Source organism: Sphingomonas sp. STIS6.2, from assembly GCF_000732685.2.
In the GTDB taxonomy this organism is placed as follows: Bacteria; Pseudomonadota; Alphaproteobacteria; order Sphingomonadales; family Sphingomonadaceae; genus Sphingomonas; species Sphingomonas aerolata.
This window is the reverse complement of sequence record NZ_JPDP02000159.1, coordinates 390,189-406,824: the sequence shown is the minus strand read 5'-3', so window position 1 is coordinate 406,824 and position 16,636 is coordinate 390,189. Positions and strand designations below refer to the sequence as shown.

The window sequence follows — 16,636 nt, the reverse complement described above, 5'->3', positions numbered from 1 at the left end:
TGGCGCGTTCAAGGTCTAGAGATTAAAGGTCCAAGCTGACCGGCATGACGGGAATGCCGCCAATGTCGGTCCGGAACGTGAAGATGTCGCCCGCGAGCGGTTGCGAGGCGAGGCGCTCTGCCGACAGTCCCTGTCGCGCGGTCGTCGCAAAGGCGGTGCGACCATCGTCGCCGCCCAGCGCGATCTTGGTGACGTTCGAGACGGGAAAGCGCACTTCGTCGGTCATCGTGCCATCGGGCGCGAACCGTCGCGCCGCCCAGCCGCCGTAAAAGCCGACCCACACGCCACCGCCGGCATCGCAGATCGCACCGTCGGGATAGCCCTTGCACGCGTCGAACTTGAGGAAGGGGCGACCCGCGCCGATCGTGCCGTCGAGACCGATCGGGTGCGCGGCGATCGACAGGCCCAGCGTATCAACCAGATAGGCGGTGCGCCCGTCGGGCGAGATAGCGGGGCCGTTGGTGATCACGACGGGCGACACGGTGGTCCTGCTGACGGCGCCGCGGTGCCACTGATAGATATGCCCGGTCGGGTGGACTTCCTTGTTGTCCATCGACCCGAACCAGATCCTGCCGGCGGGATCGACCGCGGCGTCGTTGAGGCGGTTGTCGGGCAGGTCCGCCTCGATGCCGTTCATCAGCGTGAAGCTGCCGTCGCGCGGATCGAAGCGGTGGAGGCCCTTGGCGAGCCCGGCGACCCACAGGCCGTCCTGTGCGGGAAGGATCCAGCCGACATGCGATGGCGCGTCGAAGCGATCGAGCGCATGCGACGCGGGATCATATCGATAGACGCAGGGCGCCTTGATATCGACGAACCACAGCGCCTTGTCGCGCGCCGACCAGACCGGGCCTTCACCAAGCTCGGCGCCGACCGAGGCGAGCAGACGGGCTTCGCTATCCATGGTTCAGCGCCAGCCCGCATCGATGAAATAATCGTGCCCGGTGCACATCCGCGCATCGTCCGACGCGAGGAACAGCACGAGTGCTGCGACGTCGATCGGCTGGATCCGGCCGTCGAGGCACTGGGCGGCGACGATCTCCGCCTCCCCCTCGGGCGTGTACCATTTCTCCTGGCGCGGCGTCTGGACATTGCCCGGGACGATCGTGTTGACGCGGATGCCGTCGCGGCCGAGGTCGCGTGCGAGGCCGCGCGTCAGGCCCTCGATCGCTGCCTTGCACGTCTGGTACAGGACCAGGTCGGGCAGCGCGAGATGCCAGCTGATCGAACCGAAGTTGAGGATCGTGCCGCCGCCGGCGCGCTTCATCGCAGGGACGACGGCCTGGGCTGCAAAGAACTGGTGCCGAAGATTGACGTTCAGCCGCTCGTCCCAATAAGCGGGCGTGACCTCGTCGACGCCGTGCCGGTCGTCATTGCCCGCATTGTTAATCAGGATGTCGATCCCGCCGAGCGCCTGCTCGAGCTTACCGAAAACGTCCTTAAGCTGATCGATGTCGGTCAGGTCGCAGCGATGATAGATCGGCACATGGGCCGCATCGACCGCGAGGCGTTCGAGCAGCGCCTGGCTGGGTTCGTCGGCGACGTCGACGAACGCGACGCGCGCACCCTGGGTGACAAACGCCTCGACCAGACCCGCGCCGATGCCCGAGCCTCCGCCGGTCACGAGGACCCGCTTGCCGGCAAGACTGGGATAGATGGCGCGGCCTTCACCGGCGCTGGTCTGCTGCAACACGGGAGTCTCCGTCTGATCGTAGGTCATGCGTCGAGAAGTTTGCGATGCGCGAGATTGGCCATCAGGCCGCCGATGCCCAGCGTCCATGCGGGCGCATCGCGCGAGGTGGTGACACGGTTCACCAAAGCGCCGAGCTTCGGGTTCGAGATGGTGACGACGTCGCCCATCTTGTGCGTGAAGCCGCGGCCGGGCTCGTCGCGGTCCTTGGTGGGCGCGAACAGCGTGCCGAGGAACAGGACGAAGCCGTCCGGATAATGATGCTCGCTCATCGCCTGCGTGACGAGATCGGTCGGGTCGCGGCTGATCTCGCGCATCGAGCTATGCCCGTCGAGCACATAGCCGTCCTCGCCCTCGATCTTGAGCGTCACGTCGCTCGCGCGGACGTCGTCGAGCGAGAAGCCTTCGTCGAACAGGCGGATGAACGGCCCGATCGAGCAGGAGGCGTTATTATCCTTGGCCTTGCTCAGCAGCAGTGCGGAGCGGCCCTCGAAATCGCGCAGGTTGACGTCGTTGCCGAGCGTCGCGCCGACGATCGCGCCGTCTGCATCGACTAGCAGCACGACTTCGGGTTCGGGGTTGTTCCACGTCGAATCGGACCGGATCCCGATCGGGCCACCCCAGCCGACGGTCGAGAGCGTCGGGCTCTTGGTGAAGATCTCCGCATCGGGGCCGATCGCGACCTCGAGATATTGCGACCACATCCCGTCCTCGATCAGCGCCGCCTTGAGCGCCGCCGCCTCGGCGGAGCCCGGCACGACCGAACGGACGCTGCCGCCGATCCGGGCTTCGAGCCGGCCACGCACTTCAACGGCCTTGGAGGCATCGCCCCGCGCACGCTCCTCGATGACGCGCTCGATCGCGGACACCGCGAACGTCACGCCGGCGGCCTTGACGCATTGCAGGTCGATCGGGCTCAGCAGGCGCGCAGGGGCATCGACCGCCGCGGACAGGTCGAGCGATTCGAGCGTGCCCAGCGACTGGCCGGCTGCCGTGTCGAACGTGCCGCCCGCGACGAGCGCGGACACGGTCGGTGCGACGCGGGACATGTCGAAGACTTCACCGCGGCTGACCAATATCGGCGTGGGACCTTCGCCGAGATCAACCCGGCCAAGCAGCAGCGCGTTGCGCCAGTCCGCAGGCAACGCCGACAGGACCGGCGCGGCGATATGCGACATCAATTTCCCTCTCCACTCATGTTACCGCTATCGTATAGGCCATTGCCCGATCGTCAAGAGACGCGGACGAGATTGATCGTACAATAGGCTGCCCCGCTTCGGGACGAGCGGCGCGCCGTGGCCAGCGAGCGACGGACTTGTCCCGTTGAGACGCGATCGCGCTTGCCATTCGCGGGCCTGTGCCTACCGTGAGCATATGGAAAATATCGCATCGCAGCTCGATCTGCTCACCTCGCTCAAGATCGCCTTTGTCGAGCGTGACGAGGCCGCAGACGCCTTTGACGTGTTCAAGCAGGACGCGATCATGGCGCATGAACCGTCGCCTGCCGACGCACCGGCGATCAGCAGCGACGACGCCGCCGATGCTGCAGCGGGTGAGGTCGATGCGTTCGACGCCGAGGTCCGTGGGCTGCTGGCCGATGCGTCGGATGCGGATGTGATCGCGGCCTATCGCGCGACGGAGGGCGAGGTCGGCGACCCCGCCGCCGAAGCGCTGCTCGGCGAGATCCGGCGTCGTCAACTGACCGCCTGAGCCGCTGCGGCGGCGGTGCGCTCGATGCACAAGGGCCGCCGCCGCGTGACGATCACTTCGCCGCGACCGCCTTCGCCACGACTCCGCGGTGCATGACGAAATCGACATGCGTGAGCCGGTTCACGTCGTCGAGCGGGGACCCCCGCACCGCGATGATGTCCGCGGTCTTGCCGGGCGCGAGCGTGCCAATATCGTCCCGCCCAAGCAGATCCGCCGCGCCGCTCGTCGCTGCGGCGATGGCTTGTGCCGGGGTAAGGCCGTTTTGCACGAGCAGCGCGAATTCGGTCGCATTGTCGCCGTGCTTCGACACGCCGGTATCCGTTCCGAAGGCGACCTTGACGCCGGCCGCATAGGCACGGCGATGGCTGGCGGCCATGGCTGCGGCGGCGGACTCCGCCTTGACGATGGTGGCCGGGGGCAGGGCGCCGCCGCGTGCCTGGGCGAGTGCCGCGACCGGTGCGATCTCGGTCGGCACCAGATAGGCGCCCCTGGTCTTGAAGAGACGGATCGTCTCGTCGTCGAGAAACGTGCCGTGTTCGATCGAATCGACCCCCGCCTCGAGCGCGGCGCGGGTTCCTTCGGTCGCGTGGCTGTGCGCCGCGACCTTGCGGCCGAGCATGTGCGCAGTGTCGATGATCGCGCGCATTTCGTCCGGGGTCATCGCCCGGCCAAGGCCGCCGCTGACGTTCGACAGCACGCCGCCGGTCGCCGCGAACTTGATGACACGCGCACCGAGCGCAACCTGCGCCCGGACCGCGCGGCGGCAGTCGTCGGGCCCGTTGCAGACATTGACCTCGCGACCATGGACCATATCGGCGAATTCCTCGGCGAGGCCGTTGCCGCCATCGCCGTGCCCGCCGGTGACGGAGATCATCTCGCCGGCATTGGTGATGCTCGGCCCTTCGATCGCGCCCGCGTCGATCGCGTCACGCAAAGCACGGATGCCGCGCGGATCGCCGCCAAGATCGCGGACCGAGGTGAAACCTGCGGCGAGCGTCTGCCGTGCATTGGCGACCGCTGTCATCTCGTCATCGAACCGGTCGCGGGTCATCGCCTCGAGCCGCGCGCGCATCGGGTCGCCGCCGATGCCCCAGAGATGGACGTGCATGTCGACCATGCCCGGCATGACGAACGCGGTGCGCAGGTCGACGAGTGTCGCGCCCGCCTCCGGCGCCACGAACCCGTCGCGTAGCGCGACGATCTTGCCGTCGCGGACGATGATCGTGGTCGCGCCGCGCGGCGCCTGGCCCGGACGATCGAGCAGTGTGCCGGCCTGGATATAGGTCACAGCTGGTGGCGCCGTTTGTGCGTCGGCCGGAATTGTGGTCGCCGCAGCCAGCGCGACCAGTATCGCGGTCTTCATGTGTCTCTCCCCTTTGGTCCATGCTTGCCGATCCGCGACCTCCGGGCAAGCGTCGATGCGTGACGACAACCGTCCGCCAACACCCGCTCAAAGCTGCACTTGAGAACCAATAGCAATACGTGATAGTGCGGCATCTGTGATTTGGGGGGCTGAAGACAGATGATGATCGTTCGAGACTGCGCGCAATGACGCTGCGCCGCGTGCTGTTCCAGATGCACTGGTTTCTGGGGATTACCGCGGGTTTCGTGCTCGCACTGATGGGCGTGACCGGCGCCGCGATGGCGTTCGAGGACGAGATCATGGCGGCGCTCAGCCCGGGCGTGGTGACCCTCGCACCGCTGCCAAGTGGGGCGGGCGATGTGGCAAGGCTGTCACCTGATGCTCTGGTCCGGGCCGCATCCGCGCAGCGCGGGGGCAAGCGGGTGCAGGATCTGACGATCGCGCGCGATCCAACCCTCGCGGCGCAGGTGCGCTTCGCCGCGAAGAAGGGCCAGCGCGGTGGCGAGCGCAGCTATATCGACCCGCGAACCGGCCGGTTGCTCGGCACCGCCACCGGCGCGGGGGTGTTCCGCACGATCGAGAACCTGCATCGCTGGCTCGCGCTGCCGGGCGGACGCAACGGCATCGGCAGTCAGCTGACCGGCCTGTCCGCGCTGGCGCTCGTCTTCTTTGCGGTGTCGGGGCTGTATCTGCGCTGGCCGCGCCACCCGCTCGACTGGCGCGCCTGGTTCGTGCTCGACCTGCGCAAGACCGGACGCAACCTGTACCGCGCGCTTCATGCGGTGATCGGCGGCTGGGTGCTCGTCTTCTACCTGCTGAGTGCGGCGACCGGCCTCTGGTGGTCCTATGACTGGTATCAGCGGGGCGCGCGGTACATGCTGACCGGTACGACCGAGCGGCCCGAACGTGGCGGGCGCGAGGGGCGCGCGCCGGGTGGCCGTCGCGGCGACCGGGGTGAGGTGACGGAAGAGTCGCGACCGATCGCCCCGGCCTGGGCGGGGTTCCGGCGTAGCGAGGGTTCGCGTTTCGACCGGGTGACGATAACGGTCCCGCAGGGCCCGGCGCCCGTGACGATGCGGATGGTGCCGATCGGCGCGCGGTTCGACCGTATGACCGACGAGCTCCGCTTCGACGCGCGCAGCGGCGCGCTGACCAAGGCGGAGCGCTACGCCGAGCGCGGCGTCGGCGAGACGATCGCGACCAGTATCTATCCGCTCCACACGGGGGCATTCTTCGGTCTGCCCGGGCGGATCGCGCTGTTCCTGACGAGCCTGACGATGCCGCTGTTCACGGTCACCGGCCTGCTGCTGTATCTGGGCCGACGGCGGACCAAGCGGGCGCTCGCGGCGGTCGTGGTAACGGCCTCGGCCGACAACGGGGGGGCGGACCGACCCGGCGTGCTGGTCGTCCACGCGTCGCAGACCGGCACCGCCGAGCGTCTCGCACGCCTCAGCGCTGCGGCGTTCCCGGGTGCTGCGATCCGACCGCTGGCGACGGTGTCGCCGGCCGATCTGCGCGATGCCGGCACCGTCCTGTTCGTCGTGGCGACCTATGGCGAGGGCGATGCGCCGGACACCGCGCGGGCGTTCGAGCGCCGCGTCATGGCCGCGCCGGCCGATCTCGACGGGGTCCGCTACGCGGTGCTGGCGCTGGGCGACCGCGAATATCCCGACTATTGCGCCTTTGGTCAGCGCGTCGACGCATGGCTGCATGCCAGTGGGGCGCAGCGCCTGTTCGACCGGATCGAGCTCGATGCGGCCGATGCGGACGGCGAACGCCAGTGGCAGCAACAGCTTCACGCGATCGGCGCGGATCCGGCGCAGGCTGACTGGCAGCCGGCGGACTATGCCGCCTGGCCGCTGGTCGCACGAACATGGCTCAATCCCGACAGCCCGGGCGCGCCGATGTACCGGGTCGAACTCGGCATTCCCGCGGGCACGCGCTGGGCACCGGGCGCGATCGCCGAGATCGAGCCGCGTCACGATCCGGCCCGCGTCGCGCGGTTCCTAGCCGATTGCGGGATCGTCGACGACGGCCGGGTCGCGGTCGCACTCGCCAGGGCGACGCTGCCCGATCCGGCGACGTTCGAGGCCGGGGGGCGGGATCCGTTGGCGCTACCGCCGCTTGCGCATCGCGAATATTCGGTCGCGTCGCTACCAGAGTCGGGCCGCGTCGAACTGCTTGTGCGGCAATGTCCCGCAGCCGATGGCGGGCTCGGCATCGGCTCGGGGTGGCTGACGGAAGTGGCGTCGATCGGTGATCCTATCGCCATACGGCTTCGTGCCAATCCGGGGTTTGCGACACCGATGGATCCGGCGACCCCGCTCGTGCTGATCGGCAACGGCACCGGCCTCGCCGGGCTGATGGCGCATCTTCGCGAGCGGGCGCGGACCGGCGGCGCGCCCGCCTGGCTGCTCTATGGCGAACGCAGCAGCGCATCCGATCGTCCCCTCGCGGCCGAGCTCGAAGCGCTGCACATTGTGGGTACACTCGAGCGGATCGACCGAGCCTTCTCGCGCGATGCCGGATGCGAACGTTATGTCCAGGCGCTGGTCGCGGAACAGGCCGACCGGATGCTCGACTGGGCGAACCGCGGGGCGGCGATCTATGTCTGCGGCAGTCTCGTCGGAATGGCCGGCGCGGTCGATGCCGAACTTCGGATCATCCTCGGCGACGACCGGGTCGAGGCGATGAGCGAGGCCGGGCTGTACCGCCGCGACATCTACTAATCGCTGTCGACCTCAGCGCCGGTTCCGATTGGGGATGTCAGTCGACATCCCCGTGTCCGTGGCCGACGGTGATGCGTGCGCCCGTATCGGCGCCCGCGCTGCCGCCCTCCCACCAATAGGCCTGGCGCTTGCGCGTGCCGGTGATCGTCTCGTTCAGCGTCGCCGCATCATAAAGGCGGCCGCCGAGCATCACCTGCGCGACCTTGTCGCTGTTGCGGATGTCGCTTGTCGGGTCGGCGGTCAGCACGACCAGATCGGCGAGCTTGCCGGGTTCGAGCGAGCCGACGTCCTTGGCGTATCCCAGCGATCGTGCCGATTCGATCGTACCCGCACGCAGCGCCTCGATTGGGCTGAACCCGCCCCGGACGAAGCTCCACAGCTCCCAATGCGCGCCAAGCCCCGGCTGCTGGCCGTGCGCGCCGATCGCCACGGGTACGCCCTTGACCGCGAGCTTGCGCGCCTCGCGTGCGGTCGCGCCATCGACATAATCCTCCTCGGGCGCGATCTCGCGCCGCGCATTCTGCGCCGCGAGCAGTGCCGGCGGCGCATGGCGGGCGAGCAGCGGATGCCGCCACACGTCGCTGTGCGCGCGCCAATAGGGATCGCCCGCCGGCCCGCCATAGGCAACCACGAGCGTCGGCGTGTAGCCGACCGTCGTCTGTGACCAGAGATCGACCACATCTGCGTAGAAATGCTCGAGCGGAACATTGTGCTCGACCGTGGAATTGCCGTCCTGCACCAGGCTCATGTCGAGCGTGAAGAGCGAGCCGCCCTCGGGCACGACCTCCATGCCTTCCGCCTGCGCTGCCGCCACGACCATCTGGCGCTGCTCGCGGCGTGGCTGGTTATAGTTCTTCACGCTGCGTGCGCCCTGCGCCTTGAGGCGGCGGACGACGGCGAGCGCGTCCTCATAGGTGTCGATCTGCGCATAGACGTCGGGCGCCTTGGCGCCATAGACGATCTCGCCGGTCGAGAAGGTGCGCGGTGCGAGCAGCATGCCGGCCTGCTGCATCTCGGCCGCCGGGAAGATTTCGGCGGAGCGCGACGACGGATCGTGGATCGTCGTGGTGCCGAGCGCGAGGTTCGCCATCGCCGACCAGTTCTGCTGGGGGACGATCTCGTCCTCACCCTGCGGACCATGCGCATGCGCGTCGACCAGCCCGGGGATGACCGTCTTGCCCGCCAGATCGACGGTCTTCGCGCCTGCGGGAATGGCGACCGTGGCTCGTGGCCCGACCGCGACGATGCGGTCGCCGCGGATCAGGATCGTCGCATCGTCGATGATCCCGCCATCGGCCTTCGCCATCGTCACGACGCGTGCGCCGGTCAGCGCCACCGTCGCGTCAGGCTTGGCGGCGGCGATGTCCATCGACAGCGAGGTGCCGGTGCGCGGCGCGACGAACTTCGGCGCGTCCTCACCCTTCGGCGTCGGCACCGCGCGGAACAGCGCCGCGGTCTCGGCCGTGTAGAGCGTCGGGCCCGCGCTCCAGTGGATCTGCCGGCCGTCGTTCGACCAGTTGATGAAGTCCGCACCGTCGCCACTGACGCGGGTGACGGGCAGGGGGCCGCCCTTGGCATCGGTCTCGACCGCCTGGCGTCCCGGCATCAGCGGCATCACGAACGCCTCGTAATTCTGACGGAAGGCGACGTAATCGCCCTGTGGTGAGATCTGATAGTCATTGACCAGCTCGCCCGAGGCATGGACGCGGCGGTCCTGTCCGTTGAGGTCGGTGCTGATCAGCTGGCGCTTGTCCTTCTCGGTCGCCATCAGGAAGACGCGGTCGTTCGCCGCCCCGAATTGCGGGCCGCTCGCCTCCTTGGCGATCCGCACCGGCGCACCGCCGCTGGCGGCGACGCGGTAGGCCCCGGCGTCGGGATTGCCCCGCGCCGCGGTCAGCCCGCCGCCGGGGCCCTGTTCGAACACGATCGAGCGCGCGTCGGGTGAAAAGCGCGGGCGGCGATAATGGCCGGCGACGGTCGTGACGGTGCGGGGCGAGCCGCCGCCTGCCGCGATCGTCCGGATCTGGCCGAGTCCGGCATCCGTCCAGCCGACGAACACGATCTGACGACCGTCGCGCGACCAGCTTGGGAACAGTTCGAATTCGTCCGCGCCGCGCGTCAGCCGGGTCGCGGTGCCGCCCGCAACGGGCTTGGTCCAGAGCTTGCCGAGCGTCTCGAACACGACGGTGCGGCCATCGGGCGACACACTGGCCCAGCGCGGCATCTTCGTCGCGAACCGGTCGGGTGCGACCGCGACCTGCGGATGGACCGCATCGACGATGACGCGCGTATCGTCGATGCGGAACGGGATGACCGCCGCGCCCGAGCCGTCGGGGGCCACCCGGCGCAGCTTGCCCCCCGCCCAGAAGACGATCGCCGTGTCGCCCGGCGTCCAGGCCATGTCGGGATAGACGCCCGTCACCGCCCATGTCTCCTGCACGTCGCGGTCGAGCGGACCATAGATCATCCGTTCGACCCCGGTCGCGAAGTCCTTCACCCATAATTTGGTGACGTTGTTCTCGCGCCGGACAAAGGCGATCCGCTTGCCGTCACGCGACGGGGTCGGCCGGACCGAGCCGCCGACCCCGGAGACCGCGGTGCTGACCTCCCCGCTGTCGACGTCATAGCGTTCGATGTCGAACAGGTCGGTGCGCGAATTCTGCGCATATTCGAAGATCGGGCCGGGCGAGATGTTGCGCGTGTAGAAGATGCTCTTGCCATCGGGCGCGTAGATCGGCTCGCCCAGTTCCTTCTGCAGAACCTCGCTCGCGCGTTTGACCAGCTGGACGCCGCCGCCGCCCGAGACGTGATAGAGCCAGATCTCGCCCGTGCCGAGCGAGCGGCCGGTCGTGAAATGCTTCTTCGCGGCGATGAACCGGCCGTCCGGGCTCCAGCTCGGCTGGTTGAGCAGGCGGAAATCCTCGTTCGTCACCTGGCGCTTGTCGCTGCCGTCGACGTTCATCACCCAGATATTGTCGCCACCGCCGCGGTCCGACGTGAAGGCGATGCGGCGGCCGTCGGGTGAGAAGCGCGGCTGATGCTCGAACGCCAGCCCCTCGGCGATGCGTCGCGGCGTGCCGCCCGTGATCGGCATGGTGTAGAGGTCGCCGAGCAGATCGAAGGCGATCAGCTGGCCGTCGGGCGAGACGTCGACGTTCATCCAGCTGCCCTCGTCGACATGCAGGGCGACCTCGCGCGTCTTCAGTCCGCGCGGCTGCATGACGTCCCAGACCGGCGGCTTGGCGGACGATTTCGATGTGGCAGCCGACGCATTGGCGGGCACGGCGGCAGTGACCGGGGCTGCGGCGACGGGCTGGGGCGACGGATTGGGGTCGGCGCGGGTCGTCGCGGGGGTGGGCGCCGTCGCCTGATTCTCGGGCGCCTGGGTCCGTTCGACGGGCTTGGTGGCTGGTGGCGGCGTGGTCTGTGCGGACAGTTCGGTGGCGACGAGGCAGAGTGCGATGGCGGTCAGTGCGCGGTGCTTCATGGTGTAGAGATCTCCCCTTGTGCGGCAGGGTCTAACCGATTGATCGCGATCGTCACTCGCAAATCTCTTTTATCGGGTCGCTTCTTGTCCTGTCGTCGCCGCTCCGCTTTGTACCGGTCTCGGACGTGATCTTCGCCGGTCGCGAGTGGATGGAAGGCGAGAGCACGTCACGCCGGGTCTAGAGCGTCGCGTCACAAGCAAGTTTCTCCGCTTTGCTTGCGCTTTTGGCGCGTTGACCGACGACCGATAGCAATGACCCCAGCGGATACTATTCCATGGCGGACGGACTCGCAACGGAAGCGGAATGGTGCGGTCTGAGGAACGCAAAGTCCTGTCATTGATACCGATTGAGACCGTTACGACACAAAATCCATACCGCGTGTCATTTCTGAAATTATTGGTATTGTTTTGATATTTGGGACGTGACAGCATGTGCCTGTCCGAGGGTCCGGATGGTAATGCCGAACAAGGTCAGCAAGGTCACGGGGCGACAGATCCCGATGAAAGCGCGTCCTGTTGTTCATCGAACGCTTCCGAACAGGGTCGGCAGCAATCGATACGATGCATCACCATCCATGTGACCCGATCGGCAACATGGGGGGTGATAGAATGGTGCTGTTCAAAGGGTTTCTGACTACGACATGTTGCGTCGCGGCGTTGTTTGCGATGCCGGCCCAGGCGTCGGATACAGGCGCGGGCGATGCTGCGCAGGAAAGCCAGACGGCGATCGGCGATCCCGTCGCCTCCGCCAAGCTCGCCGCAGATGCCGAACGCACCGGCGATCGGCGGGAAGCGTCGGATATCGTCGTGACCGGCACGCGCATCGCGCGGCCGAACAACCGGTCCGCCGCACCGATCGTGACGACGACCGCCGCGGAAATCGCGGCACAGGGCGCGACGACGATCGAGGAGGTGCTGAACCGCCTGCCGCAGGTGCAGGTGAACTCGGAACAGAATTTCAGCGATTCCGAAGGTCGTCAGCGCATCAAGCTACGCAGCCTGGGCTATGAGCGCACGCTGACGCTGATCGACGGCCTCCGCATGGGACTGGCCAACACGGTCGACGTCGGCATCATCCCCAACGCGCTGGTCGAGCGAATCGACGTGCTCACCGGCGGTGCCTCGTCCGTTTACGGATCCGACGCGGTGTCGGGCGTCGTCAACTTCGTGCTGAAGAAGAATTTCGAAGGCATCCGGCTCGACGCGAACTACAGCTTCTACAATCACGACAATGGCAGCAACGCGGTCACCGAGGCGGCAGGTCGCGCGGGTTTCGCCGCCAAGCGCGGATTGACCAATGACGGTGGTCGTTCGGATGTCAGCCTGGCGGCGGGTACCAATTTGTTTAACGACCGGGTGAACCTCACCGGGTTCATCAACTACCGCCAGTCCAATCCGATCGAGCTGGTCGATCGCTCCTATTCGGTCTGCGAGGCGGTCCAGCCGACCAACACCTCGCCGCTCGGTTGTTCGCGTGCAAGCTTCACGCCCGCCGGTACGATCATTCCGCAGTCGGGGCCGCGCGCCGGGCAGATCCTGGTCAACAATCCCAACGGCAACGGGACCTTCATCCCGATCAACAGCGGGCCGCAGGGCTCGTCTGCCAACCCCTATGACAATTGGGCGGTCCAGCGCGCGTTCAACCGCGTCAACCTTGGCGGTTTCCTGACTGCCAAGATCACCGACGACATCGAGTTGTACGGCAACGGGCTGTTCTACCGCGACAAATCCTACAACACCCAGCTCAACCGCACCTTCAACTTCGGTGCGTACGGCTCGGACCCGTTCCGCGTGAATTGCGACAACGCGTTCCTGTCGTCCTCGCAGGCACAGGATCTGTGCGGCGCCAACGCCGGTGTTGCCGGACAATATGCGCCGATCGACGTCCGCTATCGCTTCGACGGGCTGCCACTGGTGCGGCAGCGCTTCACCAATGAGGGCTATCGTATCGTCGCAGGGCTGCGCGGGCGCGGCTTTGACGACGTGTGGTCGTACGATGTCGCGGGCATGATCTCGCGCGCGCGCCTCGACACCATCGACGTGCCGTTCGCGCGCTTCGAGAACATCAATCGTTCGCTCGACGTCGTTCGGGTCAACGGCACGCCGACCTGTCGTGCGGTCGTCAACGGGACCGATCCGTCCTGCGTGCCCTTCAACGCGTTCGCGCCGTTCAACCAGGATGCGGCGCTCAACCAGTATCTCTACGGTGGCGCGACCGGCGGGATCAGCACGCGCATTCCGCGCCTGTTGCAGTTCGTCGGCACCGTCAGCGGCGATCTGGGCCGATACGGCATTACCTCGCCACTCGCGGACCAGGGCATCGCGATCGCGCTGGGCGCGGAATATCGCGAGGAAATGGAACGCACCATCGTCAACGAGATCTTCCAGCAGAACAATGGCGGCGAGAACCAGCGCTTCACGCAAAGCATCCTCGAAGCGAATGCCGAGGTGCAGGCACCGCTGATCGAACATCGCCGCTTCGCCGAGCTGTTGCAGGTCAACGCCGGCTACCGCGTGTCGCAGTACAACCGGCTCGCCGGCAAGTTCGATACCTGGAAGGTCGAGGGGCTCTGGTCGCCGGTGGCGGACATCACGCTGCGCGCCTCGTACAACAAGTCCCAGGCCGCACCGGGTGTCAGCACCGCGCAGGGGGCCGCCAACATCTTCTGGAACCAAGGCTTCTATGCCGATCCCTGCGCACCGCGGATCGATCCGTCGAACCCCAACGGCGCGCGACTGGCGCCGTCCGCGACGTTGCAGCAATGCCGTAACACCGGCCTTGCCGACAATCTCTATGGCAGTGCCTCGCTGATCTGCCCTGACGATCGGTGCACCGTGCGCGAGGGCGGGTTCAATCTGACGCCCGAAAGCGCTTTTACCAAGACGTTCGGCGTCGTGCTGCGCCCACGCTTCATACCCGGCCTGACGGTGTCGATTGACCGCTGGCTGATCGATCTGAAGGACCAGCTCGACTTTCTCCAGCCGCAGAACATCATCGGCGAGTGTCTCGCGACCGGGAACGAATACTTCTGCCGCGGCATCGTCCGCAATCCTGGCACCGGCACGCTCTCGAGCTCGCCTGCGACCAGTCCGTCGACAGGTTGGGTGGCCCGCGGCTCGGCCAATGGCTACAAGTCGCAGTCGCATGGCTGGGATTTCCAGGGGCAGTATAATGTCGGCCTGGGCGGCGTCGGCCGGCTCGACATGAGCTTCAACGGGACGCTGATGACCCGCGTCGGCTCGCAATCGTCGCCGACGATCGAACCGCGCGACTGCGTGGGGTATTTCGGCAATCTCTGCGGCGAGAGCATGCCGCGCTGGAAGCACCAGCTCCGCACCACCTGGACCGCGCCTGACAGCACGACCAGCCTGTCGGTCAACTGGCGCCACCGCGGCGCGATGCCGCTCGACATCTATGCGCCCGAGGACACCGGCATCCCCGCCCAGGACGCGAGCGCCCGGCGCGATCAATATCCGGGTGTCGGTTCGTACAACTGGATCGACGTCGCGCTCAGCTTCGACATCAACAAGCAGATGACGTTCCGGCTGGCCGCCAACAATATCTTCGACCGCGATCCGCCGCTCATTCCGGACAGCCGTTCGCGGATCGGTCTGCTGCGCGGCAATACCGTGATGGGGTATGACCTGCTCGGCCGGCAGCTCGTGGCGGGTGTCTCGCTGCGGCTGTAACGCGACCGACTGATGTGATCGCCGAGGTCCGGATCGGGACCCCGGCGATTTTTCGAAATGCGCTACGGTCTGCGAACGCCAGATTTTAGCAGCCGCTAACGCCCCGGCTCCGTCGCTCCCGCTGGCGACAGCAAAGCGGCGGCGGCGGGTTGTTCGGGCGTTGAGAACGGCCCTTTGGCGACCGGCAGCAGCATTTTGCGCGCTTCACCCCGAAGGTCGCGGGCGATCAGCTCCTCACCGAGTTTCAGTCTCGGACCGGGCGCGGCGGGCGCAGACTGAACGATCTTGTACAGCCCCTCCACCGCGACATCCGGGGCCTGCTGGCCCGCCGTTGCAAAGCTGTCGTGATACGCGATCAGCGCGAGGCTGCTCTCCGGGTCCAGGCGGTTGGCCCTGACGATGAAACGTCTCGCGTCTGCAAGCCGCTGCCGACGTTCGACGGCGGGAGCGCGCACAGCCAGCTGCGTCAGCGCCGTGCCTTTCCACACCAGCGCGCGTGTTTCCGTCGGTGACTGTGCAATCGCCCGTTCGGCGGCATCAAGACAGGCTTCGGGATTGCCGGTGCGGCATTCGGCCTCGGCCAGGAGCAGATGGTTTTCGGTCAGGGCGGGGAAGCGTGTCGCGTTGTCGCGAAGCCGGTCGATCCACGCGGAACGTCGCGCGAGCGCCTTCTCGCGATCGGGGCCAGCGTCGGGCACCTCGATCCGCGCGCCGAGTTCAAGCCGGCCACGGATCAGCCCGGCCTCCGCCCGGGTCAGACGTCGGATGCTGGGTTCCGGCGCGCGATCGGCCGGGAAGGCCATCTTCTCAGCCTGTAATTTGCGGCCTCGGTAGGCGGTCACGGCGCTTTGGAACTGGCTCGGATCGCCAAGGGCGCTCGCGGCGGTCTGCAAGTCGTCACCCCGTGCCAGGGCGTTCAGATAGCCGTGAAGCCGCGGCTTCCACTCCTCGGAGAAATACAGAAGGTGGACCAGCCGCCATGCGTGATAGGGCGTCCAGGCCCGACCCTTGCCCGAGAGATAGCGCCCATCGAGGATGTGCGTGACCGGATACAGACCGTAATGATGCATGACCTTCGCGTAGCCAGGCGGAAGGTGGCCATATTCGACGAAGTCGTCGCCGGCTTCCATCGTCGCGAACAATTCTCCGAACCCCTGAAGATACCAGCGCGGATACGCTGCCGGAAAATAGGTCATCAGGTAGTTCTGGGCAAAGGCTGCATAGACGCGGGATTCGGCCCATTGGCAAAAGGCGATCTCGTTCACTGGAAGCTGTTCGAGAATCTGGTTCACGTCGTACGTCGGCTGTCCGGTCGCTGTCACCCTGGGGCTTATGTAGTAATCAACGATTGGAGGGTTTCTGTCCCGCCCGCGCGTGCAATTGCGGCTCGTCTTGCGGCCGACGGAGGGCTGAAGAACCAGGTTTACGCCCTCCTCGGTCGTTGCGAGCACCGACCCTTCATCACGCGGATCATAGAAGATCGTCTTTTCGAACGCCTGCGGGAAGGGACCATATTGCCAGCGCAGGTCGGTCAGTCGAAGCCGTTCGAACGATGCGACATCGCCGATCATCGTCACGGCGATCTTGATCGTCTCGTCAGGCTGATCCACCCGGCCATGCAGGACCGAGAGCAGGAAGTGGAGCTTTTCGAGATTGTGCGCGGTGCGTCGCAATGCCGTTTCGTCGCCCTGACTGAAAACGACGACGTGCGGCGTTTCCGCCATTCGCCACTCGCTCAACTCCACCTTCGACTCGCGGCTTCGGTTGCCCGTGACGACGATGGTCGAGTCGCCATTCTTCACCGGTGCCGCAAGCTGCGCCTGCGCCGGGACGCTGACGGCCACACCCAGGATGAAGAGCAACCACCGCTTCATTTGTCTGAAGCCCCGCATTACCTCAAAGCATTCGGATGTACATGAAGCTCCTGATCGAACCCGAAATCAAGTCATTCCGAGACCAGGGTATAGCTA

9 protein-coding genes are annotated in these 16,636 nt (G+C 66.7%); 3 read left to right on the top strand and 6 right to left on the bottom strand.

Features of this window, described 5'->3' with window-relative positions:
- Positions 1 to 22: 22 nt before the first annotated feature.
- From sphst_RS16710 to sphst_RS16700, 3 genes are read right to left on the bottom strand one after another with little or no spacing between them, the layout of a single operon-like run.
- Complete coding sequence (locus tag sphst_RS16710; protein ID WP_031394593.1) at positions 23 to 901, bottom strand: SMP-30/gluconolactonase/LRE family protein; 879 nt, start codon at positions 899 to 901, stop codon at positions 23 to 25.
- Between the two features lie 3 nt (positions 902 to 904).
- A complete protein-coding gene (locus sphst_RS16705) occupies positions 905 to 1,717 on the bottom strand; it encodes an SDR family NAD(P)-dependent oxidoreductase (protein ID WP_051916430.1) in 813 nt (270 codons plus the stop codon).
- Positions 1,714 to 2,865 (bottom strand): fumarylacetoacetate hydrolase family protein, encoded by a 1,152-nt coding sequence (locus tag sphst_RS16700; RefSeq protein ID WP_031394591.1) that lies wholly within the window; start codon positions 2,863 to 2,865, stop codon positions 1,714 to 1,716. Before sphst_RS16700 ends, sphst_RS16705 begins: the two co-directional genes overlap by 4 nt.
- 196 nt (positions 2,866 to 3,061) lie before the next feature.
- Here sphst_RS16700 and sphst_RS16695 point away from each other — a divergent pair, with 196 nt between their 5' ends.
- The gene (locus sphst_RS16695) at positions 3,062 to 3,397 is read left to right on the top strand and encodes a hypothetical protein (protein WP_031394590.1); all 336 of its coding nucleotides are present in this window, start codon (positions 3,062 to 3,064) and stop codon (positions 3,395 to 3,397) included.
- Between the two features lie 52 nt (positions 3,398 to 3,449).
- On the opposite strand, the gene sphst_RS16690 is transcribed toward sphst_RS16695, so the two are convergent.
- Entirely contained in the window at positions 3,450 to 4,760 is a 1,311-nt protein-coding gene (locus sphst_RS16690) for a metal-dependent hydrolase family protein (protein ID WP_031394589.1), read from the bottom strand.
- Between the two features lie 185 nt (positions 4,761 to 4,945).
- Between sphst_RS16690 and sphst_RS16685 the strand changes: the two genes are divergently transcribed.
- Positions 4,946 to 7,489 carry a PepSY domain-containing protein gene (locus sphst_RS16685; RefSeq protein ID WP_107045853.1) on the top strand — a complete coding sequence of 848 codons (2,544 nt, stop codon included), beginning with the start codon at positions 4,946 to 4,948 and terminating at the stop codon, positions 7,487 to 7,489.
- Between the two features lie 37 nt (positions 7,490 to 7,526).
- Here the strand turns inward: sphst_RS16685 and sphst_RS16680 are convergent, their stop codons facing one another.
- Positions 7,527 to 10,976 (bottom strand): amidohydrolase family protein, encoded by a 3,450-nt coding sequence (locus sphst_RS16680; protein ID WP_107045852.1) that lies wholly within the window; start codon positions 10,974 to 10,976, stop codon positions 7,527 to 7,529.
- Positions 10,977 to 11,585: 609 nt separating this feature from the next.
- On the opposite strand from sphst_RS16680, the gene sphst_RS16675 reads away from it, so the two are divergent.
- Positions 11,586 to 14,666, top strand: coding sequence for a TonB-dependent receptor plug domain-containing protein (locus tag sphst_RS16675; protein ID WP_234387719.1), 3,081 nt, complete (start codon positions 11,586 to 11,588; stop codon positions 14,664 to 14,666).
- 95 nt (positions 14,667 to 14,761) lie between these two features.
- Here sphst_RS16675 and sphst_RS16670 read toward each other — a convergent pair whose 3' ends face one another.
- Complete coding sequence (locus sphst_RS16670) at positions 14,762 to 16,528, bottom strand: tetratricopeptide repeat protein (RefSeq protein ID WP_159043689.1); 1,767 nt, start codon at positions 16,526 to 16,528, stop codon at positions 14,762 to 14,764.
- Positions 16,529 to 16,636 lie beyond the last annotated feature (108 nt).

What these genes read in the sequence shown, in the direction of transcription:
- sphst_RS16710 (WP_031394593.1), bottom strand. Translation starts at nt 901, where the DNA reads ATGGATAGCGAAGCCCGTCTGCTCGCCTCGGTCGGCGCCGAGCTTGGT.
- sphst_RS16705 (WP_051916430.1), bottom strand. Translation starts at nt 1,717, where the DNA reads ATGACCTACGATCAGACGGAGACTCCCGTGTTGCAGCAGACCAGCGCC.
- sphst_RS16700 (WP_031394591.1), bottom strand. Translation starts at nt 2,865, where the DNA reads ATGTCGCATATCGCCGCGCCGGTCCTGTCGGCGTTGCCTGCGGACTGG.
- sphst_RS16695 (WP_031394590.1), top strand. Translation starts at nt 3,062, where the DNA reads ATGGAAAATATCGCATCGCAGCTCGATCTGCTCACCTCGCTCAAGATC.
- sphst_RS16690 (WP_031394589.1), bottom strand. Translation starts at nt 4,760, where the DNA reads ATGAAGACCGCGATACTGGTCGCGCTGGCTGCGGCGACCACAATTCCG.
- sphst_RS16685 (WP_107045853.1), top strand. Translation starts at nt 4,946, where the DNA reads ATGACGCTGCGCCGCGTGCTGTTCCAGATGCACTGGTTTCTGGGGATT.
- sphst_RS16680 (WP_107045852.1), bottom strand. Translation starts at nt 10,976, where the DNA reads ATGAAGCACCGCGCACTGACCGCCATCGCACTCTGCCTCGTCGCCACC.
- sphst_RS16675 (WP_234387719.1), top strand. Translation starts at nt 11,586, where the DNA reads ATGGTGCTGTTCAAAGGGTTTCTGACTACGACATGTTGCGTCGCGGCG.